Genomic DNA, 23127 nt, shown 5'->3' on the forward strand with positions numbered 1-23127 from the left:
ATGAAATATAATTTATTAGGAGTGTTTTTTATGAAAAAGATAAGCGTTATTCTTCTTGTTATAGGAGTATGCTTATTAACAGCATGCGGAACGGATGATAATGAAAAAAAAGCAAACCAAAAAGAAACCGAAGTAGCAAAAAAAGAAACTAACGATAAAAGTAATAAAAAAGCGGCTGACCAAACAGCTGAAAAAGAACAAGAGCAAATTGATAAAGCAAAGGAGAAGGAGCAAACACAAACGGATAAATCTACGGAAAAGAAAAGCGAAGAGGAAAAAACAGAAACGGATATAGGAAAAGCAAGTGATGCAGTGAAACCAACCGCCGCAACAAGTGCTATTTCTTTAAACGAGTTTAATGAATCGGCAACTTTGCCAATTACAGGCGGGGTTGTTACTACTGTTTTTACAGGAACTAATCCTAAATTAGCTGCTTTTGGACCACTTAATATAACAATTAGTAAGTATAAAGTAGAAAGTGTCGTTGAATCTGATAAGGAAATTGATGCTTATTCACCTGAGTCCTATTTAGGAAGACGTGATGGCTATGTGATTACGTTAGATGTAATTGTTGAAAATACCACTAATTCTACCATCACTTATAAAACGGATCACACTTTATTAAATGGGACAGGTATTTCAAAAGGAGCTAGTAAAGAAAATTTTATTCCAAACAACAAAATCCTAAATAATAGTAGTGATGAATTTCTGAGCATGTCGAAAAAAGAAGGGTACATTACCTATATGTTGAATCAAGAAGACTTTGAAAAATTAAAGCAATCAACTACATTAACAGCTAATAACCCTAATGATTTTAATTCTCCAGCTATTAGTGGAACTATTAAAGGGAACATCACTTTGGATTTTCCAATTAGTAAATAAAGATTCTATAAGACCCCCCTTCTAAGAAATTGTGAAATTCTCATTTCTTAGAAGGGGATTTTTTATTATGGATTGTTTTACTTGCAAGAAAAAAGAGCGAAGTATTCGCTCTTAAAAAGATTTTGATTTTTTACTCTACATTATTATTACTTATTAAATTCTTCAACTCACTATTCGACATTACAACTGGTTTATGGAAATTAAAATGGCCAGAATTAACGCGACTGATAGTATTGATTGCTACTCGGTGTTCACATTCAGGACATAAATACATTCTAATAGGTTTGTTACGTAATTGCTTTGTTTTAAATTCGCGATTGTCTAGTTCATCTACACGCTCGCACAAGATACATTTTGCATTCAATTTATCTTCACCTCACACAAATATTATAGCATGATTATTGAAAAAGGCGAGTAAAAGCGAATTTTTCAAAAATTTTAGTCCATTCTAGCTTGCGTGGCTTTTAAATTATGCTATACTTGTATTATCTAGTATTAAATTTTACTTGAGGAGATTTTCCTTAAGATGAAAATAAAGCGCTTATCTTGGCGCATGATAGGGGGTTCTGTGATGGCAAATAAAAAAATAGATCACAGAGAAGAGGCTGTCGAGCTTCTGAAACAAGATGCAAAACGAATCTTACAGTTGATTAAAGTGCAAATGGATAATCTAACTTTACCACAATGTCCAGCATACGAAGAAGTGCTCGATACACAGATGTATGGTTTATCACGTGAAATTAACTTTGCAACCCGCCTAGGCTTAATTGAACCAGAAGAAGGAAAAAAATTAATTTCCACACTGGAAAAAGAATTATCTGCTTTACATGAATTATCCATGAGCAAAAAATAATCCATTAGTTGAAAAGATGGCTGATTTTTTCAGGCATCTTTTTTATGGAAAGGAAAAAGGCTAAAAAATGAGTCAAAAGGCGGATAGGATTCTCCTTTTCATTTGGAGGTCTTTTCCTTTATAATAGAAAGAATAGAAAACTAGATGGGATACTAACTTCTCAGGGATTGGACGATGCGAATGTTTAAACGAATTTTAAAATCATATGATTATGCATTTATAGCTGTATTTATCTTGCTTTGTTTATTTGGGATTATAATGATATATAGTGCCAGTTGGTCACTGGCAATTGGCAAAGACCTACCAGCAGATTATTTTTATGCACGCCAAGTAAAGAATTTCATCATTAGTTTTATCTTCTTTATTATTTTTGCGTTGCTTCCCTTTAAATTTTACCAAAAAAATAAAGTGCTTATGTTGATTGTTTTCGGGACTATTGGTGTTCTATTATTAATATTTTTAGTTGGAAAAACCGTCAATAATGCAAATAGTTGGCTGGTTGTTGGTCCGCGTTCGCTTCAACCAGGGGAATTCGCAAAGCTAGCTATTATTATTTATATGTCTGCTATTTATGCGAAGAAACAAAGTTATATCGATGACTTTAACCGTGGCGTTCTACCGCCGATCTTCTTTTTAGCATTTGTCTGTTTCCTCATTGCAATTCAACCAGATACCGGAACCGCTTTTATTATCTTCCTAGTAGGTTGCTGTATCATTGTTGCTTCCGGAATGAGACTTCGAACGATTATGAAACTAATTGGGATTGGTCTTGGAGTTATTGTGGCACTTACGCTCGTCCTATTTGCACTGCCAGAGCACATTAGAAGTGAAATCGTCTCACCAACAAAAGTAGCGCGGATTACCACGTTTATGAATCCTTTTGAGTATGCCGATAAAGAAGGACATCAATTAATTAATTCTTTTTATGCAATTGGTTCTGGTGGTGTGTCTGGACAAGGGCTTGGTGAGAGTGTTCAAAAACTAGGTTATTTACCAGAAGCACATACCGATTTTATTATTGCGGTAGTTGCAGAAGAACTAGGCGTCTTTGGTGTGATGTTCATTATTTTAAGTTTATTCTTCCTTATATATAAGATAATTAGTACTGGTTTGAGGGCAAAAGATCCATTTGCTTCATTGATGTGTTATGGAATCGCTAGTTTGATTGCGATTCAAGCTTTTATTAATTTGGGTGGGGCAAGTGGGTTAATTCCACTTACAGGTGTGACACTTCCTTTTATTAGCTATGGTGGTTCTTCCTTGATGGTTCTTTCGATGATGATTGGAATAGTAGCTAACATTTCGATGTTTAATAAATACCACCGGGTTTATAATGCCGATGGAACGAAACAAGTGCAACCAAAAAAACAAAAAAGAAGCTAGTTTAACTTAGAAAAAGTCGTATTTATATGACTTTTTCTTTTGTTGTTTAACCGCATGTTTTGGGCTTTCTAGCACTGTTTTATTCGTGTTTTAGAGATTGTTTTCGCTAACTTAGAAGAAAATAATTTACATCTAATGCCATTTAATACTATAATTGAAGTTATATACCGTTTTACAGCCTAAAAAAAGGGGTCTACATATTTATTTCATCGTAGGCGACGTATCAAGTATAAAACAGATCAGTGTTGGTTAGGAGGAAGAAAATGAATCGAATTAAAAAAGTATTAGTAGCTAACCGCGGGGAGATTGCGATCCGTGTAATGCGTGCGTGTACTGAACTAAAAATCAAAACTGTGGCTATTTATTCACAAGAAGATACCGGAAGTTTCCATCGGTATAAATCAGATGAAGCTTATCTGGTTGGAGCAGGGAAAAAGCCCATTGATGCGTATCTAGATATTGAAAACATTATTGAGATTGCTAAAGAATCTGGTGCAGACGCGATTCATCCGGGATATGGTTTCTTGTCCGAAAACATTGAATTTGCTCGTCGTTGTGAGCAAGAAGGCATTATTTTCATTGGTCCTAAATCAAAACACCTAGATATGTTTGGTGATAAAATCAAAGCCAAAGAACAAGCACTGCTCGCAGATATTCCAGTCATCCCTGGTAGTGATGGACCAGTTGCTGGCGTTAAAGAAGTAGAAGAATTTGGTGAAAAGAACGGCTATCCACTTATGATTAAAGCTTCCCTTGGTGGCGGCGGTCGCGGTATGCGTGTTGTCGAATCCAAAGAACATGTAAAAGAAAGCTTTGAGCGTGCCTCTTCGGAAGCAAAAGCAGCATTCGGAAACGATGAAGTCTATGTTGAAAAATGTGTTATGAACCCTAAACATATTGAAGTGCAAATCCTTGGTGATACACATGGCAATATTGTTCATTTATTTGAACGTGATTGTTCTATTCAACGCCGTCATCAAAAAGTAGTAGAAGTAGCGCCTTGTAATGCGATTACATCTGAACTGCGTAACCGTATTTGCGATGCTGCAGTAAAGTTAATGAAAAATGTGGATTATATTAATGCGGGAACGGTAGAATTTTTAGTGGAAGGTGATGATTTCTACTTTATCGAAGTAAATCCTCGTGTTCAAGTAGAGCATACAATTACTGAAATGATTACCGGAATTGATATTGTTCAATCGCAATTATTCATTGCGGATGGTTATGCGCTTCATGATCAATTAGTTGCGATTCCTCAGCAGGAAGATATTCATATCCATGGTTCTGCAATTCAAAGCCGTATTACTACCGAAGATCCACTTAACAACTTTATGCCAGATACAGGTCGAGTAGATACATACCGTTCGACAGGTGGTTTTGGTGTTCGTTTGGATGCCGGCAATGGTTTCCAAGGTACGGTTGTTACTCCATTCTATGATTCATTACTTGTAAAACTATGTACGTGGGGAATGACTTTTGAGCAAGCGACTCGTAAAATGCGCCGTAACTTGATTGAGTTCCGTATTCGTGGTGTGAAAACAAACATTCCTTTCCTATTGAATGTAGTACGTCATCCGGATTTTGCAAGTGGTAATTACAATACAAGTTTTATTGATACAACGCCAGAACTATTCAAATTCCCGCATATTCGTGACCGTGGTACGAAAACATTACGCTATATTGGGAATGTAACTGTGAATGGTTTCCCAGGAATTAAACATCGTGATAAACCTGTCTATGCAGAACCACGCTTGCCTAAAATTCCGTTTGGATCGCAAATTGCACCTGGTACTAAACAAATTTTAGATGCGAAAGGTCCAGAAGGCATCATTGATTGGGTGAAAAAACAAGAAGAAGTACTCTTAACAGATACGACTTTAAGAGACGCTCACCAATCATTACTTGCTACTCGTGTTCGTTCTAAGGATATTTTCCAAATAGCCGATGCGATGGCTCATTTATTACCGAATATGTTTTCATTTGAAATGTGGGGCGGTGCGACGTTTGATGTTGCTTATCGTTTCTTAAATGAAGATCCATGGGTGCGTCTTGAAACACTTAGAAAACAAATTCCAAATGTCATGTTCCAAATGCTTCTTCGTGGAGCAAATGCGGTTGGTTATAAAAACTATCCGGACAATGTCATTCGTGAGTTTGTTAAACAATCAGCGCAGTCTGGTGTGGATGTATTCCGCGTGTTTGACAGCTTAAACTGGATTAAAGGCATGGAAGTGTCTATTGATGCTGTTCGTGAAGCAGGCAAGGTTGTAGAGGCTTCTATTTGCTACACTGGTGATATTGATGACGAAACAAGAACTAAGTACACGATTGATTACTATAAAGATATGGCAAAAGAACTTGTTGCTCAAGGGACACATATTTTAGGAATTAAAGATATGGCTGGACTTTTGAAACCACAAGCTGCCTATCGTTTAATCGGTGAACTGAAAGATACGGTAGATGTGCCGATTCACCTTCATACACATGACACTAGTGGTAATGGTATTTATACTTATGCTGCGGCAGTTAGTGCAGGGGTTGATATTGTTGATGTAGCTTCCAGTGCGATGAGTGGAGCGACAAGCCAACCAAGTATGACTGGCCTTTATTACGGGTTAGTTAATGGCAATCGTCAAACGAACTTAGATGCCCAAAATTCTCAAATCATCAACCATTACTGGGAAGATGTCCGCCATTATTATAAAGACTTTGATAATGCACTTAACTCTCCACAAACAGAAGTATACATTCACGAAATGCCAGGCGGTCAGTACACTAATCTTAAACAACAAGCCATCGCAGTTGGACTTGGTGATCGCTGGGATGAAGTAAAAGAAATGTACACTGTTGTAAACCAAATGTTTGGAGATATCGTCAAAGTAACGCCATCTTCTAAAGTCGTTGGAGACCTGGCACTGTTCATGGTCCAAAACGAACTAACAGAAGAAGATGTCTACGAAAAAGGCGATACCATTGATTTCCCAGATTCCGTTATTGAATTCTTTATGGGCGAAATTGGCCAGCCATATGGTGGATTCCCAGAAAAACTTCAAAAGCTAGTGCTCAAAGGGCGTACACCACTAACGGATCGTCCAGGCGCTTTAATGGAACCTGTCAACTTTGCTGAAGTAAAAGCGGAACTAAAAGAAAAAATGGGCTATGAACCATCTGAAAAAGATGTCATTTCCTATATTCTTTATCCAAAAGTATTCCTAGATTATCAAGAAATGATTAACAAATATGGTGATGTAACTGTACTTGATACACCGACATTCTATAAAGGAATGCGTCTAGGCGAAACAATTGAAGTTGAATTAGAAAAAGGGAAAATTCTATTAATCAAGTTAAATTCAGTTGGAGAACCAATTGCGGATGGAACGCGGGTTATCTATTTTGAATTAAATGGTCAACCGCGTGAAATTAACATCCAAGATATGAATGTTCAATCAACTGTCATTGCGCGCCGTAAAATCGACACAACGAATCCAGAGCATGTTGGAGCAACGATGACAGGTTCGGTTATCCAAGTAGTCGTGAAAAAAGGCGAGTCTGTGAAAAAAGGCGATCCGCTACTTATCACGGAAGCAATGAAAATGGAAACAACAATCCAAGCGCCGTTTGATGGAGAAGTTAGCAGCATCCATGTTTCTGATGGGGATACCATTGAGTCTGGTGATTTATTGATTGAAGTAAACAGAATCTAAAAACATAATGATTAACGGGTGGGAATAAAACGCTAATTAAAGTGTAAAACTTTAAAAATCGAGAAATTAAACGTGGTAATAGAGACGTTTATTGAGATTTATTAGTGCGATATTTCCAGCCGTTTTTTCAATAAAAAAGGAGAACTACATATGAAATGGTTTAAAGGCACTATTGTCGTTTTATTACTAGCTGTTTTAACGGCATGCGGCAACACGGAAACAAAGGCTCCAACAGAAAAAACAGAAACTATTGAAGTGAAAGATGCAATCGGAAGCACTATCAAGCTAAAAGGAGCACCAACCAAAATTATCTCACTAATGCCAAGTAACACAGAAATCTTGTTTTCGCTAGGCCTTGGAGATGATGTTATCGGAGTTTCAGCTTATGATGACTACCCAGCAGAAACTGCAAAAATCGAAAAAGTAGTTTCAACGAATGTAGATACTGAAAAAATCATTTCATTAAAACCAGACTTGGTACTTGGTCACGAATCGATGCTTTCCGCTCAGAAAGATGCATATCAACAATTAAAAGATGCGGGAATCAACGTATTTGTTGTCCCAGATGCCACGAATTTAAAAGAAACTGAAAAAACAATTAAGACTATCGGTGAACTAACTGGAACAGAAAAAGAATCAAAACAAGTAACGACATCGATGGAAGACCAAAAAGTAACCATTGAAAAGAAAGCAAAAGAATGGAAAACAGCTCCAAAAGTTTGGCTTGAAATTAGCCCAGATTTATATACAGCTGGCAAAGGAACCTTTATGAATGAAATGCTGGAACTTGCAGGAGGAACTAACATTGTAACTGAATCAGGTTTTATTCCCTACAATGAAGAAAAAGTAATTAAACTAAATCCAGATATTATCTTAACGGTCTATCCAGATGCCAAATCAACTATTTTAAAACGCGCTGCTTGGAAAGATATTTCAGCTGTTAAAAATGATCGAATTTATGAAATGGATGCCAATAAATTAAGTCGCCCAGGACCAAGATTACTTGAAGGAGCTGCGGATATTCAAGCGGTTCTTAAAAACTAATTCTTTGATAATGACAGATGGAGCTTTACAAAAAACAACTTTTAAGGTAATTTAACATAGGGTGTATTTTTTACTAAATCGTATTAGTAAATGAATTCACCAAATAATAAAAGCAAACTACACATAGAAGATGAGGCATAAACAGCAAGATTTCGGCATCCATGACGACAAATTATACTAACAAGGTGTACTTAGTTTTTTATGGAGGGTTGCCTATATAACACACTAAGTTGAATCTGGTTGTAAAACCATATTATTTTTCGGGAAGAAGTGTTTTTGTGAAACAGGTTATGGAAGTTATTAAAGAACAAGTTAAAAATTTACCAATGATATTTCGCATTGCGCGCTATGAAGATAAGGCTACCTACCAAAGCCATTATTTAGGGCTTGCTTGGCAAATTCTAAATCCATTAATTCAAATAGCGATTTATTACTTTGTCTTTGGATTTGCGATGAATGCCAAGTCTGGTTCAGATGCTAGTTATATTGAATGGATGCTAGCCGGGATTATTCCGTGGTTCTTCATTAGTGCAGTGATACTACAAGGTGCGAATAGTATTTACAATAAAATAAGTATGGTCTCAAAAATGAATTTTCCAATGAGCATTCTACCTAATATAACAATCGTTTCTAATTTAACAAGTTACTTTACGATGTTGCTTATTTTACTAGGATTATTCGCGATTAACGGGACACCAATTACAATTTATTGGGGACAATATTTGTATTATTTTGTAGCAATGATTGCGTTCTTATACAGTGTTACATTATTCAATGCAACTATTAGCGTGTTAGTAAGAGATTACTATATTATGTTACAGTCCGTTATGCGCGTGCTTTTTTACATGTCAGGGATTGTTTGGAACTTAGAAACAATGTTACCTCAGTGGCTAGTTAATGTGTTGAAATTAAATCCGATTTATTATGTGGTCAATGGTTTTAGAGAGACCTTTTTAATGAATAAGGGGTTCTGGGAATCACCATCATACACGTTGTATTTCTGGTTAATCACAATAACTTTACTTTTTGTTGGAGCAACACTACACATGAAATTCCGCGAACGTTTCGTAGATTATTTATAGGAGGTTAGACAGATGGGTAAAAATATCAAAGTAGCATTTAAACATGTGTCAAAAGAATATGACCTCTATCAAAATAAATCAGATAAGATAAAAGGCTTGTTCATGCCGAAAAGCCAAAAAATGCAGTCTTTTTGGGCTTTGCGAGATATCTCTTTTGATATTCATGATGGTGAAACAGTTGGACTTATTGGAATAAATGGTTCTGGTAAATCAACTATATCTAGTATAATGTCTGGTGTAATTCCTCCGACGCAAGGGGAAGTCGTTATTAATGGCGAAACGTCTTTAATTGCTATAGCAGTAGGATTGAAAGGCCCGCTCACTGGCTATGAAAATATTCGGTTGAAATTATTAATGCATGGTATGAAAGGTTCTGAAATTAACAAATTGATGCCTAGTATTATCGAGTTTGCAGATATCGGTGACTTTATTAATCAACCGATAAAAAATTATTCAAGTGGGATGCGTTCCCGCCTAGGGTTTGCGATTTCTGTGCATACTAATCCTGATATTTTAGTCATCGATGAGGCATTATCAGTAGGTGACCAGACTTTTTATCAAAAATGTGTAAACAAAATTAATGAATTTAAGGCACGTGGCAAAACCATCGTATTTGTTAGTCACTCGCTTGGACAAGTAAAAAGCTTATGCGACAGAATCATTTGGATGCACCATGGAGAAATAAGGGAAATGGGTGAGGCACAAGAAGTCGCCCAAAAATATGATGAGTTTGTTAAGTGGTTTAATCAACAACCAAATGACTATAAGAAAAAATATCAAAAAGAGCATAAAGAAAATCAAAAAGCACCTCAGAAAAAAGATTATCCAAACCCAAATGCAGACAAATATCGTTTAACCCTTTTTGATAAATGCTTTTTAACAGTATTGATTTTACTCACGGTTTTATTTGGTTCTTTAGTCGCTACTGGTAAGTCATTTAAAGGACTATTAAGTGAAGACTCTCCTAATAAAATAGAGCAAGTTGTCCATATGGATCATAAAGAAATAAAAACAAAGCTATGAAAAACACCCGCTTACTTCTAAGTGAGCGGGTGTTTTCATGTACTTATTGGTCTTTTGATTTTCTTTTTTCGCGTTCAGTAATATATATCATTTCACGCATGAAGTCTTTGTAGTAGCCTGATTCAAAATGCGAGAAGGAATGGCCAAACGGATAATAGAAATCCCCAATATAAGGTTTTTTACTAAAATCAATTACTTGTGCGGTAGGTACTTTTGCTAGGAAATAATTATTTAATTTTTCCCAGAAATAATTGTTACGCTCAATGCGCATTTTGATTTTATACTCTTGAACAGCGCCATTTTTATCGTAATATTTCGTTGTAAATCCACCTTTATTTAAAATGATTTTTTCAGCAGGCATTACAGTTAGAAGTTTTTCAATAAACTTATCTGCATAAGTCGTCCACTCTTGAAAGAAAGCTTCATTATCAGAATGATCAAGTAATCGTTTAATTGGTAAATCATTTAAGATTCCAGTTTGTTCCATAATATAAGATAAGCTAAGAATTTCTCCACCTTCTAGCCAAAGTGGTCCGCGTAATACATCAGGATAAAAATCTAAAAGTAAGTAGTCAGATTTGGAGTTTTCCAGTTTTTCGAAAAAGCCTTTATTTAAATCGTCTTGAACAGTTCTACGCTCATTATTTGTCATATTACCATATTTTTCAAGGTTAACTCCTTTGAAAGGTTCGGAAAGGACACTAAAGATTGAAGTGTGCGATTGTGTAAAAGTGACTTCAAAGAATCTTTTGTAATCAGGATTAAAATAAGGTTTAGAGTTAAACGCATTTCTACTAAAACAAGATCCCATAACAGCTATTTTTAATGGATCGCTATTCTGCTCTGGGGCTGGAATAGTACCAATCGATAAATTTTTTGCGCCATTTTTAATAACTCTAGCTTGGAACGGATTTTTAAAAACATCATGATATTTATTTTTAGAAAGATCAACGGTAGTAGGAATAAAAATAGGCAAATCTGGATTTCCAGTTGAACGGATAAAGAAATCCCAGACACCATTCTCTTTATTCACATTACCAGTTAAAAATGTATCGCGAGAAATGATGGTACCATGTTTTAATAAGCCTTTTTTTATTGGAAAAATTTGTTCGATATAGTATTCAAATAGTTTGGCTTTACTATCTCGGCGTTTAATAACTAACTCGCAGTTTACAAAACTTTTAGGAATGGTATACTGTAACTCTATTTTGCTATCATCTTCGTTAAAGGAAGCAAGGCTAACAATTTCTTGATAATTCTTTTTAAGATAGAATGATAAACGATTGGATCCAGTTACAAAGGAACTTAATTTACTATATTTAGGGGTTTCAAGATTAACTTCTTTTGGAATCGTATTTTTAATGGTAGGTTCGATATTTAAGTAGAAGTCGTGTTGTTTATTGATGGATAATGAATTTAAGCGAATAAATGTGTCGATAACATTATTAGAATCAACAAGAAGTTTGGATGATAGCGTTTTTAAGTCTACTTTAAAATGGACCGAATCAGCTTTAAGAGTTCCGATTTGGAATTTCTCTTCTTGTTCATGAAATAAGTAAAGAGCAGAAAAAGGTCGACGTTTTAATACAATTTCTGCAGAATATGTATCTGGTTCAATGGGGATACTTAAATTGATTTCACCAGCTAATAATTCAGAGGCTAGTTGGAAGTTCGAAAGTGTCGCGGTAATTTCTTTTGGCTTGCTAAACAAGGTGACAATACCTTCTGGAAATTCAAATAAGTATTGATAAAAAGCATTTGAAGGTGCAAATTCTTTGTTGGTCACTGGTCCATCAGATTCAATAGGGTAATTTTTCCCAGCACTTATAATACGGAAAGTCCAAGGAGTTTTCTTATCTGTAATAGAATTTTCAGCGATTTCCACTAGAGAAATCGTTACGCTAAATTCATTACCATTTGTCTCAAAAGGCAAATTTATTTTCTTTTCAGGGCGAACAAATTCCAGCATTTCTGTGTAATGGGCATGAATCTCATCGATTGGAAGTTTACTAATACCAGAGATTGTCCATGTTTGTGTTTCTTCGTTTAATTCAATTTTATTTATATAAGAATTCATATTATTAGATTCTCCTTGCAAGTATTTGATAGCATATGCTTATATTTTAGCATAAAAATTTCATTACCACCAAAAATGAGAAGAAAAGGAAATGGCATCATTAAGGACAAGATGAAGTGAAATGTAAAATTTAAATGGTAGCTTAAATAATATAGTAATTAGTTAGATAAAAATAAAAATTGTCCAAAAGACAGTCTGCTTTTTCTTTAGCGATTTCAAAAAACAATTTGTTTAGTCAATGGGTAGATATACCTTTTTATTAAGTGATTAGCTGATTTTTGTAACAAAGATGTAACTTATAAGAGGCTAAAATTTGGTAGAATATAGGTTAGTAATACTTTTAAAGGAGGAGATAGAAAAAACGAGAAATAATAATTAGGGAACTGAGCTTGTTACTTCCATAGGGGAAATCGTTACTTACTTGGGGTTTCATCTTAAAAGTTCACCTACAAAAATTTCTCTAAGATATTTTACAACGAATGAATTAATAAAAGAATGAAGTATTAACATACCGATTTATGAACGTTATACACTTATCACAATAGAGTTTTATGAAAGAGTGGTTGATTAGTATCAAATTTAATAAAATAATTTTTAAACTGTTACTTGTTTTTTTAGTAAGTACAGTGTTATTTCCGACAGTTAAAGCGTATGCAGCCTCAGATAATTTATATTATTATGCTATTAATGATGTAAATTTACGCTCAAAAAGAGATTTTTCAAGCAGTACAGTTACAACCATTCCCAAAAATCAAAAGATGACAGTCAAGGCTAATTCAGAAGATAAAGATGGTTGGGTAGAGATTTCATATAAAAGCTATAAAGGTTATATGAAAATTAATTACTTAACGATGCTGAATCCTTTACTAAGCTACGGCGAATACTATGCTCCAAGTGCGGTAAACCTTCGAGCGAGTCGTGATTTTTCTTCTGCGATTATGGTTACAATTCCTGTTAATCAATTAATGTATGTGGAAGATGGTTCGCAAGACAAGGATGGTTGGGTGCGGATTGTTTACGAAGGTAGGGTTGGTTATATGAAACTGACCTACATTACTGTAAAAGACCCAACTAAAATTTATATCAATTATTATGCACCAAATGCGATAAACATGAGAGGGGCTAGAACTTTTGATTCCCCAACAGTAGGAACAATCCCTAAAAACCAACAGTTCTATATGGAAGAAGGCACAACCGATACAAATGGATGGGCAAAAATTTTGTATCAAGGAAAAGTTGGCTATATGAAAACGAATTATTTTTCGATAACAGATCCAACGAAAACATATGGTAATTATTATGCGCCAAGTATCGTAAATCTTCGAGCAGGCAGAAGTTTTGATACAGCGATAGTAGAATCTATACCTAAGAATCAACAAATGTATGTAGAAGATAACTCAAGAGATAGTAGTGGTTGGGCGAAGATAATTTCCCAAAATGGTGTAGCAGGATATATGAAGGAATCATATTTAACTACTTACGACCCTACAAAAACGTATTTTGAAAACTATGCTGTCAGCGCTTTGAATATTAGAAGCAAACCAGACTATAACTCAGAAACGATTGTAGTAGCACCAACTAACGCGAAAGTATATGTGGAACAAAATTCTTTAGATGCAAATGGTTGGTTGAAGGTAGCGTATAATGGTCGAGTTGGTTATATGAAATCCGCTTATATTACAGCTAAAATGCCAAATGCAAAATACAGTGTTAAATATGCTACAGGGAATGTCAACTTACGCCAATCTCGAACTTATGATAGCAAGACAGTAGCAGTGATTCCAGAAAGCGCGAAGGTTGAGATGGAAATAGGAAGTCTTGACAGTAACAACTGGGCTAAATTTATTTATGGAAACACAGTTGGTTATATGAATGTTGCTTATTTCAGTAATAGTCCCTATCAACCAATTAAAAAAACGTATAAAGAAACGGCTTATGCCTCTACATTTTCCAATGCGTTAACGAAAACGATGGCCGGTAATCCACAAACCGATAAGAAACCCGCTAATTCCTACATTAATGTAGAAGCTATTAAACTTACTGGAACGAACAAAGGGACAGCTGTAAATGCTAATGGGCAAGTTAGAAGTACTGCGAGCAAAACCGGATTCGTACAAGGTAAATTGAAAAATGCAGAAGCAATTACTATTTTAAGTACAGTTACTGCATCGGATGGAAGTAAATGGTATAAATTCAACTTTAATCGGCAATGGTTCAACGCTACTCAAGTAGATACATCTTATTACTTGAACCCAAATAACTTTGCCAAGAGTTCGGCAACATACTTGCAATTCTTAGTGCTTTCTAAACCAGCATACATTGATGTAAATGAAGTGAATAAAAATATATTAGCTGGAAAAGGCATACTAGCTAATAAAGCAAATAGCTTTAGCACAGCTGCAACAACGTATAATGTGAATGAGATTTATTTGATTTCACACGCGCTCTTAGAAACGGGGAACGGGACATCTCAGTTAGCTAATGGAGTTACAGTGAGTAAGGTGGCCGGAAAACCTGTTACACCGAAAAAAGTTTACAATATGTACGGTATTGGAGCTGTGGATAGTGATCCGCTACGTGGGGGATCAGAATATGCATATAAACAAGGATGGGATACTCCGGAAAAAGCCATTATTGGCGGTGCTAATTTTGTAGCTCAGAATTATATTTCTAAAGGGCAAGATACACTATACAAAATGAGATATAATCCAGCTAATCCTGGTGTTCACTTATATGCCACAGATATTGGCTGGGCAACAAAGCAAACAACAGGAATGCAAAAGTTATACAATCAAATATCAAGTTATACACAAGAGTTTGATATTCCAAAATATAAATAACAAAAATAAAATGAGCTACTTCAACGTTTATGAAGCTAGCTCATTTTATTTTTCATTGCACTAGCATCTTTTTTTTGCTATATTAAAGGATAGTAATGCTTAGTATAGGGAGTGAAGGATAAGCGTGTTAAATAAAAAAAGAGTTGTAGTTGGTTTTTTCCTAATATTAGCAAGTTTTATTATGATTGGCTATTACTCAGACTCATTTAAGGTGAATGTCAGCTGGTTTATTTTCCTAGCAGTATTGATTGTACTTTATTTTAGACAAGTGAAAGCTTTTCAATTTCAGTGGTCGATGTCAATTACTGCAGTCGCATTAAGTTTATTTTGGATGGCTTCATCATACAATGGGGGACCATACGGTGGGAATTTTATTTTTAATAGTATTATTTTAATCGCGACATTTTTTGCCATTACGGCATTTGTATTACTATTAATACAAGAATTAAAAATGGAATATAAGGTAAAGAATCAATATAAACCAAAGTGGACTTTATTTGCTCTTTTTTCGCTTATTCCTTTTTTAGTATGGATGATGTCTTTTCTTGCTTATTATCCTGCAAAAATGACTTTCGATTCGTATTTCCAATGGGGGATGGCGCACGGAATTCGTCAGTATAGCGAATGGCACCCGATGTTACATACTTTATGGATACAAGCTACAAGTTTTATCTATAATTCCCCAGCGAGTTATATTTTTTCTCAAATAGTAGTAGTTTCATTAATAGTTGGGTACGCTGTTTATACACTTGTAAAAATGGGTGCGAGAATATGGATAGGGATAGTTATTTCTATTGGCTATGCAATTTATCCTGTAGCAATGATTTATTCGGCTACAGCATGGAAGGATTTTCCTTTCGCAGCATTTATCCTACTTTTCACAGTGTTGATTTTGAAAACGGTCCAATCGAATGGGGAATGGCTGAAAAATTGGTGGCACTTTGCAGCTTTCATTTTAGTAGCGTTTATATGCATTAACTTACGAAATAATGGGATTATGATAGTAATGGTCTCTCTTGTTTTCTTACTTATTTTCATGAAAAATTTCCGCGTTATTATTGGTGGGATACTTGTTGGAACACTAGGCCTCAACTTTTTATTCAGTTTCATTATGACAAATGGTTTACACGCGCAGTCCAATCCATTAAATCAGGCATTAGCGATACCCTCACAACAAATTGGCGCGACCTTTTATAATGATGGTGATTTCACTCCAGAACTGAAAGAATATTTCACTTCTATTTTACCAGAAGAGAACTGGAAAAAAGATTATAATCCATATACTGTTGATCCGATAAAACATGATGCTGAATATGATGCATCTGTCATTGAAGATGACTTTGGGCTTTATATCAAAAACTGGTTTAAGTTGCTCACCCATAATTTTGGTATTTATGTTGGGGCATATTTAGATCAGATTGCAGTCATTTGGCAGTTTGATTCTCCAGATGACTATAAAGTATATTTTGATACACCGGCAGATATTCAAGATATGCGATATGATGTAAAAGCATTTGCCAAGTTTTTCCCTGATGGTTTGTCTGAGGAAGAGATGAATAAATTAGGATATGAAAATTATCAAAAAGAGTATAAGGCAGCGACCGGGAAAGAAGCTATTTGTTACAGCGAGTACAAAGAAAGAATTAATGACTCTACTAATTCGCTTATTTCTATAACTAAATCTGCTGGTATCAAAAAAATAACAGATGATATTTATACGAAAACAACCGAAGAATGGCAAAATTATTTGTTGAAAGGAGCAATTCCTCTTTTCTTCCTTATCATTGCGCTTGCATCGGTTTGCTTCCAAAGTTCGAAAAAAAGATTGCTTATATTTGTTCCAGTACTTATGGCGATAATAACGATAGCTGTTGCGATGCCAGCGACAGACTTTAGATATTGCTATAGTTTTGTCTTTACTGTGCCTATTGTGTTTTTTGCTACTAAATTAAAAGTAATAGAGAAAAATGAAGTTTAAGGAGAGAATTATGAAGAATTTGAATGAAAAAGTGGCTGTACTTTTACCATGTTATAATGAAGAATTAACGATTGGTAAAGTAATTGATGATTTTAAGAAGGAGCTTCCAAACGCAGATATCTATGTTTACGATAATAATTCTAAAGATAAAACGTTTGAGATAGCGAAAGAACATGGGGCAATTGTTCGGAAAGAAATGCGTCAAGGGAAAGGCAATGTAGTTCGTGCGATGTTTGCTGATATTGAGGCGGATTACTATTTGATGGTTGATGGGGATGACACGTATCCGGCAGAATACTGTCATGAGATTTTAGCAGCACTTCGTAATAAAGAAGCGAATATGGTTATTGGCGACCGTTTGAGTAATGGAACTTATACAGAAGAAAATAAACGGAATTTCCATGATTTTGGTAATTCACTTGTTCGAAATACTATTAACCGTATCTTCAAAAGTAACTTACGGGACATTATGACTGGTTACCGTGGTTTTGATCGTTATTTTGTTAAGACCATGCCTGTTTTAAGTCCTGGTTTTGAAATTGAAACGGAAATGAGTATACATGCTTTAGAAAATCGTTTTTTAGTGAAAGAAATTGAAATTGATTATCGTGATCGTCCAGAAGGCAGCGAATCGAAACTAAATACTTTTTCCGATGGTTTTAAAGTAATTATGACGATTATCAGATTGTTTAAAAATAGTCGTCCATTCTTATTTTTTAATTTACTAGCTACTTTATTTGTTATCCTAGGTATACTTATTGGTTTGCCAGTAATTATTCAGTTCGCTCAAATTGGCTTAGTTTTAAAATTTCCAAGTGCATTGCTCGCGACTGGAGTAATTTTGATGGGAATGTTGTTTTTCATTTGCGGGCTAATCCTTGATACAATTGCACATCGCAATAGACAAATTTATTTCTTAGAGCTTGTTAAATATCGCGAACGAAACCCGTTATATTAATTAGGGGAAATAAAAAAATCGTATGAGATCTATTCATTTAAATAGGTTGCATACGATTTCTTTATTTATATAAATTATTTCTTATCTTTAGCGTGAATTTCTGCATAAAGCTGATCTACTAATTTGGCCACATCATCTTTAATTTCCGGATGTTTTAAAGCAAATTGCATGGTCGTTTTGATAAAACCAAATTTATCGCCAACATCAAAACGTTCCCCTTCGAAGTCATAAGCGAAAACGCGTTGAATCTCATTTAAACTGTTGATAGCATCAGTTAGTTGAATTTCACCGCCAGCGCCTGGTTTTTGTGTTTCAAGAAAATCAAAAATCTGTGGTGTTAGTAAATACCGACCTAGAATAGCAAGGTCTGATGGCGCTGAGCTTGGATCAGGCTTTTCTACAAAACCATTGACATTGTATAAGTCTTTGCTGTACTCATCGATTGGATCAATAATACCATAACGATATGTATCTTCATGAGGGACAGTTTGAACACCGATAATAGAACTATGTGTTTTTTCATATTGTTGGATTAATTGTTTCGCACAAGGTGTTTTGGCTTGAACAATATCATCACCTAACATAACGATAAATGGCTCATTACCAACAAACCCTCTTGCTTGAAGAATCGCATCACCAAGGCCTTTAGGCTTAGATTGACGAATGAAGTGAAGATTAATATTCGTTGTTTCTTCAATTAAATGTAGTAATTCTAATTTGTTTTTTTCACGTAAATTGGATTCAAGCTCAGGAACAGAATCGAAATGATCCTCGATAGCTCGTTTGCCTTTACCTGTAACAATTAGAATATCTTCAATTCCTGACTCAACAGCTTCTTCTACAATATATTGAATGGTGGGTTTGTCCACGATTGGCAGAATTTCTTTTGGCATTGCTTTTGTAGCTGGAAGAAATCTAGTCCCTAATCCTGCTGCTGGAATAACTGCTTTTTTTACTTTCATTTATACACTCCTTTAAAATAATAATGCTCTAATTACCTTCATTATACGCCATTTATTGATAGCAATTCAAGTTGAATACTAAATAGCGCGGTTTTACTATGTTATCTTGACATTTAAGGCCAATTGTAATAGATTGAAGAAAGTAAATAAAAAAGTACAAAGGGAGATTAAGCATGCTCTATGAAATTATAAAAGACTCCAAAATAGCAGAACCTAAAATATCTGCTATCGTTCCAGTCTACAATGTAATTAGTTATATTGATGAAACGATTAATTCTTTATTAAACCAAACATTAAAAAATATTGAGATAATTTTAGTGGACGATGGTTCCTCAGATGGAAGTTTTGAAAAAATTATCAGTTATGGTGAAAAATACGATAATATCTGTGTAGCGAAAGAACCAAATGCCGGTCCAGGGATGGCCCGTAACAACGGTATAAGCATCGCTAAAGGGAAATATATTAGTTTTGTTGATTCCGATGACATCTTACCTGAAAGAGCGCTAGAAATCATGTATGAGGCGGCTGAACGCGAACAGGTTGGTATTGTTACCGGTATTTCTGTGAGTTTTAATAATAGTCGTTCATGGTTCATTGGCGGACACTTTAAAAAAGGTGTTTTCAAAAAAGGTCGCAAAACACTTCTTCAAAACCCAGAAATGCTATATACACTAGGGCCTTGTAATAAACTTTATCGCCGGGATGTGATTCAAGATATTCGTTTCCCAGATTCGATTAAAGTGGCAGAAGATCATCCGTTTGTTATTGAAGCTTATTTAAAATCTAAAAATATTTATACAGTAGACGAAATAATTTATAACTACCGGGCACGTGAAGATGAAGGCGATATTTCTTTATCTCAAATTGTTACTGCAGATCCTTATGCGAGTTTTAAAGATATTGTTGCGAGTATAAAACTATCTGATGTGCTGTTCAAGCAGTATGTGACTAATCCAATTGCTCTTCAGAAAATTAGAATTGATTATCATGACCGAATTATCGCAACGGATATTTGGCCTGCCTACAAAGGGATATTGCTTAATGGTAATGCTGAAACGCAAATCAAAATGTTTGATGCCTTTCGTGAGCTGTTAGATTCCATGGATTTTCACTTGTTCAATAATTTAGGTGTATTCCAGCGATTGCTTACATTTGAAACAATCAACCGTTATACATTCATTAAAGAAAAGGCTAGACCCAGTTATTTGCGTGCTTTAAGATTAGCATATGAAAAATTAGATCCAGGTTCTTTTAATAAATTATTATCATCTGATTTTCCGAAAGAAGTCCGCGCTGGGGAAAAAGCAGCAAAGCGAAATTCTGTGAAGCCCATTTATAATCGTCTTGTAACCCGTAAATTAGGCTCCACGATTTCAGCTGTATTTGAAAAAGTCATCGTGGCGAATTGGAAAAAATTAGTTGGTGTTTCTCGTAATTTTTACGCACGCCGGATTGCCTTTCCATTTTACAAATTAGCGAAAAAACAACATAAAGTAGTCTTTTTAACTAATAAACATGATGTGCTTTCTGACTCTTTTAAAGCAGTTTATGATGAACTTATTTTACAAAAACCAGATTATCAAGTAGTTGGCTATCTGAAACAACCACAGCGAACTATTTTAGAATTACTAAAAATGTATAAAGATATCGCAACGGCGGAGTATGTTTTTTTAGATGATTACTATCGACAAATTTATGGACTTAAGCTACGTAAAGACTCGGAAGTAATTCAACTTTGGCATGCTGCAGGAGCTTTTAAGAAATTTGGCTTTAGTTCTATCGGTTATGCGGATAGCAATACCGAAAGTTTTGAGCGTGATGCACATCAAAACTATACGAAAGTAGTTGTATCTTCTAGTGAAATTATGCCATTTTATGCAGAAGCATTTGATGTGGATGAGAAAAACGTTCTGCCATTAGGTGTGCCACGTACCGATCGTTTCTTTAATGAAGACTATAAAGCATACATTAAAACTGTTTTTGAAGGAAAATATCCAGCATTAAAAAACAAAAAAATTATTACTTATGCCCCTACTTTCCGCGGGGGACCAGGTGAGCGTCAGCAATTTATTATGAATCTCAACATTCGGCGTTTAGCAGAACAACTAGGAGATGAATATGCACTTATTTTGAAAATGCATCCATCTGTTGTTAGAGGCGTAGGTATACCATTTGACTTACAGGAATTTGCCTTTAATATGAGCGGGGAAGATATCAATGATGTGTTAATTAATACAGATATCTTAATTACGGATTATTCATCTGTTGTATTTGATTTTTCCATTATGGAGAAACCAGTGCTGTTTTATGCTTATGATTTGGAGAATTATTTAGGAGAGCGTAATTTTTACTATAACTTTGAAGAATTTGTTCCAGGACCGATTGTTCGAACAAATGAGGAAGTAATCAGTACAATCAAAGCAAATGATTTTGACTTAGATAAAGTACGGGCATTTAAAGAAAGATTCTTTGATGACTTAGATGGAAAGTCTGCTGAACGGATTGTGAAAGAACTTATTAAGTAAGATTTAGCTTTTAAAATGTGGTATAATAAACACTGTTAAAATAACAGTTAAAGGAGATTAGAGAATGATATACGCTCAAATTTTAGCTGGAGGAAAAGGTACGCGAATGGGTAATGTTAGCATGCCAAAACAATTTCTACCTCTAAATGGTAAACCAATTATTGTTCATACGGTAGAAAAATTCATTTTAAATACTCGTTTTGATAAAATTCTTATTTCTTCACCGAAAGAATGGATGAATCATGCTGAGGATAATATTAAAAAGTATATTTCAGATGACCGTATCATTGTTATTGAAGGCGGAGAAGACAGAAACGAAACGATTATGAATGGGATTCGTTTTGTCGAAAAAACATACGGCTTAACGGACGAAGATGTAATTATTACTCATGATGCAGTGCGCCCGTTTTTAACGCACCGGATTATTGAAGAAAATATTGATGCAGCACTTGAAACAGGAGCTGTTGACACTGTAATTGAAGCACTTGATACGATTGTTGAATCAAGTAACCATAACTTTATTACAGATATTCCTGTCAGAGATTATATGTACCAAGGACAAACACCACAAAGCTTTAATATGAAAAAAGTTTATAATCACTACCAAAACTTAACAACAGAAGAAAAACAAATTCTAACAGATGCGTGTAAGATTTGTTTACTTGCTGGTGAACAAGTGAAGCTAGTTAAGGGCGAAATCTTCAATATCAAGATTACGACGCCTTATGATTTGAAAGTAGCAAATGCGATTATTCAGGAGCGGATAGCCAATGATTAATCAAGTATATAGACTTGTGTCAGAGAGACAATTTGAAGTTGCGAATGTGGATGAACATTTAACCGATGATGTTGTAGTTATTAGGCCTACACATTTATCTATTTGTGCGGCAGATCAACGTTACTATACAGGTTCTAGAGGGAAAGAAATGCTATCTAAAAAACTTCCGATGGCACTGATTCATGAAGGTGTTGGTGAAGTAGTTTATGATGCAACAAAAGAGTTTAAACCTGGAACAAAAGTAGTGATGATTCCTAATACTCCTTTTGCGAGTGATCCTGTCATTGCTGAGAACTATTTACAATCAAGTAAATTTCGTTCCAGTGGTTATGATGGCTTAATGCAAGATTATGTTTTTATGCGGAGAGATCGTGTAGTTGCATTGCCAGATGATATTAACATGAAGGTAGCAGCGTTTTCTGAATTAATTTCTGTTGCAGTTCATGCAATTTTACGATTTGAAACGAAAAGTAATGCTAATCGTGAAACTTTCGGTGTTTGGGGAGATGGAAATTTAGGCTTTATTACTTCCTTGCTACTTAAGTCTTGGTATCCAGAAAGTAAAGTGTATATTTTCGGAAAAACGCCCTATAAATTAGATTTCTTTTCTTTTGTAGATGGTGCTTATCCAATTGATGATGTTCCAGCTGATTTAGTTATTGATCAAGCATTTGAATGTGCTGGTGGGATGGGTAGCCAATATGCTGTAAGTCAAATTATCGATGTAATTAGACCAGAAGGAACAATTTCATTATTAGGTGTATCTGAGTATCCGATTGAATTTAACTCACGGATGGTACTTGAAAAAGGGCTTACTGTTTACGGAAGTAGCCGCAGTGGCCGAGTAGATTTTGAAAAAACAGTAGAATTTTTGTCAACGAACAAACGTGGCGTAGAATACTTACAAAACCTTGTTGGAGAAGTTCATTCTGTCCATTCTATTCAAGATGTGATTGAAACATTTGAAGCTGATTTACGCAGTCCTTGGGGCAAAAGCGTTATGGAGTGGAAGATATAATAAAAACATTGGGGAGTTTA

Annotated in this window: 16 protein-coding genes; 13 read left to right on the forward strand and 3 right to left on the reverse strand. The window is 34.9% G+C overall.

The window, feature by feature from the left end:
* The first annotated feature begins 30 nt into the window (after positions 1 to 30).
* Positions 31 to 882, forward strand: coding sequence for a DUF5068 domain-containing protein (locus CKV67_RS05200; protein ID WP_014092486.1), 852 nt, complete (start codon positions 31 to 33; stop codon positions 880 to 882).
* Between the two features lie 130 nt (positions 883 to 1012).
* On the opposite strand, the gene CKV67_RS05205 is transcribed toward CKV67_RS05200, so the two are convergent.
* Positions 1013 to 1246 (reverse strand): YlaI family protein, encoded by a 234-nt coding sequence (locus CKV67_RS05205; RefSeq protein WP_014092487.1) that lies wholly within the window; start codon positions 1244 to 1246, stop codon positions 1013 to 1015.
* A gap of 207 nt (positions 1247 to 1453) precedes the next feature.
* Between CKV67_RS05205 and CKV67_RS05210 the strand changes: the two genes are divergently transcribed.
* The 6 genes from CKV67_RS05210 (at position 1454) to tagH (ending at position 9971) form a co-directional block, all read left to right on the forward strand.
* On the forward strand, positions 1454 to 1735 hold the full coding sequence (locus CKV67_RS05210; protein ID WP_014092488.1) for an Fpa/YlaN family protein: 282 nt from the start codon (positions 1454 to 1456) through the stop codon (positions 1733 to 1735).
* 180 nt (positions 1736 to 1915) lie between these two features.
* Entirely contained in the window at positions 1916 to 3118 is a 1203-nt protein-coding gene (gene ftsW / locus CKV67_RS05215; RefSeq protein ID WP_014092489.1) for a putative lipid II flippase FtsW, read from the forward strand.
* Between the two features lie 263 nt (positions 3119 to 3381).
* A complete protein-coding gene (locus tag CKV67_RS05220; protein WP_014092490.1) occupies positions 3382 to 6822 on the forward strand; it encodes a pyruvate carboxylase in 3441 nt (1146 codons plus the stop codon).
* A gap of 150 nt (positions 6823 to 6972) precedes the next feature.
* The gene (locus tag CKV67_RS05225) at positions 6973 to 7866 is read left to right on the forward strand and encodes an ABC transporter substrate-binding protein (RefSeq protein WP_014092491.1); all 894 of its coding nucleotides are present in this window, start codon (positions 6973 to 6975) and stop codon (positions 7864 to 7866) included.
* Between the two features lie 278 nt (positions 7867 to 8144).
* Positions 8145 to 8948 carry an ABC transporter permease gene (locus CKV67_RS05230; protein WP_003719300.1) on the forward strand — a complete coding sequence of 268 codons (804 nt, stop codon included), beginning with the start codon at positions 8145 to 8147 and terminating at the stop codon, positions 8946 to 8948.
* Between the two features lie 12 nt (positions 8949 to 8960).
* The gene (tagH, locus tag CKV67_RS05235; RefSeq protein WP_014092492.1) at positions 8961 to 9971 is read left to right on the forward strand and encodes a teichoic acids export ABC transporter ATP-binding subunit TagH; all 1011 of its coding nucleotides are present in this window, start codon (positions 8961 to 8963) and stop codon (positions 9969 to 9971) included.
* A gap of 43 nt (positions 9972 to 10014) precedes the next feature.
* Here tagH and CKV67_RS05240 read toward each other — a convergent pair whose 3' ends face one another.
* The gene (locus CKV67_RS05240; RefSeq protein WP_025279860.1) at positions 10015 to 12048 is read right to left on the reverse strand and encodes a DUF6270 domain-containing protein; all 2034 of its coding nucleotides are present in this window, start codon (positions 12046 to 12048) and stop codon (positions 10015 to 10017) included.
* Between the two features lie 551 nt (positions 12049 to 12599).
* Here CKV67_RS05240 and CKV67_RS05245 point away from each other — a divergent pair.
* The 3 genes from CKV67_RS05245 to CKV67_RS05255 all read left to right on the forward strand — a co-directional run bounded on the left by CKV67_RS05245 (position 12600) and on the right by CKV67_RS05255 (position 17824).
* Positions 12600 to 14888 carry an SH3 domain-containing protein gene (locus CKV67_RS05245; protein WP_014092494.1) on the forward strand — a complete coding sequence of 763 codons (2289 nt, stop codon included), beginning with the start codon at positions 12600 to 12602 and terminating at the stop codon, positions 14886 to 14888.
* A 124-nt stretch (positions 14889 to 15012) separates the two neighbouring features.
* Positions 15013 to 16866, forward strand: a complete 1854-nt coding sequence (locus tag CKV67_RS05250; RefSeq protein ID WP_014092495.1) for a DUF6020 family protein — start codon at positions 15013 to 15015, stop codon at positions 16864 to 16866.
* Positions 16867 to 16876: 10 nt separating this feature from the next.
* Complete coding sequence (locus CKV67_RS05255) at positions 16877 to 17824, forward strand: glycosyltransferase family 2 protein (RefSeq protein WP_014092496.1); 948 nt, start codon at positions 16877 to 16879, stop codon at positions 17822 to 17824.
* A gap of 74 nt (positions 17825 to 17898) precedes the next feature.
* Here the strand turns inward: CKV67_RS05255 and galU are convergent, their stop codons facing one another.
* Positions 17899 to 18786, reverse strand: coding sequence for a UTP--glucose-1-phosphate uridylyltransferase GalU (gene galU / locus CKV67_RS05260; RefSeq protein WP_014092497.1), 888 nt, complete (start codon positions 18784 to 18786; stop codon positions 17899 to 17901).
* Between the two features lie 173 nt (positions 18787 to 18959).
* On the opposite strand from galU, the gene CKV67_RS05265 reads away from it, so the two are divergent.
* The 3 genes from CKV67_RS05265 to CKV67_RS05275 all read left to right on the forward strand — a co-directional run bounded on the left by CKV67_RS05265 (position 18960) and on the right by CKV67_RS05275 (position 23107).
* On the forward strand, positions 18960 to 21311 hold the full coding sequence (locus CKV67_RS05265) for a bifunctional glycosyltransferase/CDP-glycerol:glycerophosphate glycerophosphotransferase (protein ID WP_014092498.1): 2352 nt from the start codon (positions 18960 to 18962) through the stop codon (positions 21309 to 21311).
* 64 nt (positions 21312 to 21375) lie between these two features.
* Positions 21376 to 22089 carry an IspD/TarI family cytidylyltransferase gene (locus CKV67_RS05270; RefSeq protein WP_014092499.1) on the forward strand — a complete coding sequence of 238 codons (714 nt, stop codon included), beginning with the start codon at positions 21376 to 21378 and terminating at the stop codon, positions 22087 to 22089.
* Positions 22082 to 23107, forward strand: a complete 1026-nt coding sequence (locus CKV67_RS05275; RefSeq protein ID WP_014092500.1) for a ribitol-5-phosphate dehydrogenase — start codon at positions 22082 to 22084, stop codon at positions 23105 to 23107. The genes CKV67_RS05270 and CKV67_RS05275 overlap by 8 nt, the downstream gene beginning before the upstream one ends.
* Positions 23108 to 23127 lie beyond the last annotated feature (20 nt).

Origin of the sequence: Listeria ivanovii subsp. ivanovii, assembly GCF_900187025.1 — a bacterium.
In the GTDB taxonomy this organism is placed as follows: Bacteria; Bacillota; Bacilli; order Lactobacillales; family Listeriaceae; genus Listeria; species Listeria ivanovii.

Bases quoted from the DNA above. Each gene is read 5' to 3' on its own strand.
- CKV67_RS05200 (WP_014092486.1), top strand. From the start codon at position 31: ATGAAAAAGATAAGCGTTATTCTTCTTGTTATAGGAGTATGCTTATTA.
- CKV67_RS05210 (WP_014092488.1), top strand. From the start codon at position 1,454: ATGGCAAATAAAAAAATAGATCACAGAGAAGAGGCTGTCGAGCTTCTG.
- ftsW (WP_014092489.1), top strand. From the start codon at position 1,916: ATGTTTAAACGAATTTTAAAATCATATGATTATGCATTTATAGCTGTA.
- CKV67_RS05220 (WP_014092490.1), top strand. From the start codon at position 3,382: ATGAATCGAATTAAAAAAGTATTAGTAGCTAACCGCGGGGAGATTGCG.
- CKV67_RS05225 (WP_014092491.1), top strand. From the start codon at position 6,973: ATGAAATGGTTTAAAGGCACTATTGTCGTTTTATTACTAGCTGTTTTA.
- tagH (WP_014092492.1), top strand. From the start codon at position 8,961: ATGGGTAAAAATATCAAAGTAGCATTTAAACATGTGTCAAAAGAATAT.
- CKV67_RS05240 (WP_025279860.1), bottom strand. From the start codon at position 12,048: ATGAATTCTTATATAAATAAAATTGAATTAAACGAAGAAACACAAACA.
- CKV67_RS05245 (WP_014092494.1), top strand. From the start codon at position 12,600: ATGAAAGAGTGGTTGATTAGTATCAAATTTAATAAAATAATTTTTAAA.
- CKV67_RS05255 (WP_014092496.1), top strand. From the start codon at position 16,877: ATGAAGAATTTGAATGAAAAAGTGGCTGTACTTTTACCATGTTATAAT.
- galU (WP_014092497.1), bottom strand. From the start codon at position 18,786: ATGAAAGTAAAAAAAGCAGTTATTCCAGCAGCAGGATTAGGGACTAGA.
- CKV67_RS05265 (WP_014092498.1), top strand. From the start codon at position 18,960: ATGCTCTATGAAATTATAAAAGACTCCAAAATAGCAGAACCTAAAATA.
- CKV67_RS05270 (WP_014092499.1), top strand. From the start codon at position 21,376: ATGATATACGCTCAAATTTTAGCTGGAGGAAAAGGTACGCGAATGGGT.
- CKV67_RS05275 (WP_014092500.1), top strand. From the start codon at position 22,082: ATGATTAATCAAGTATATAGACTTGTGTCAGAGAGACAATTTGAAGTT.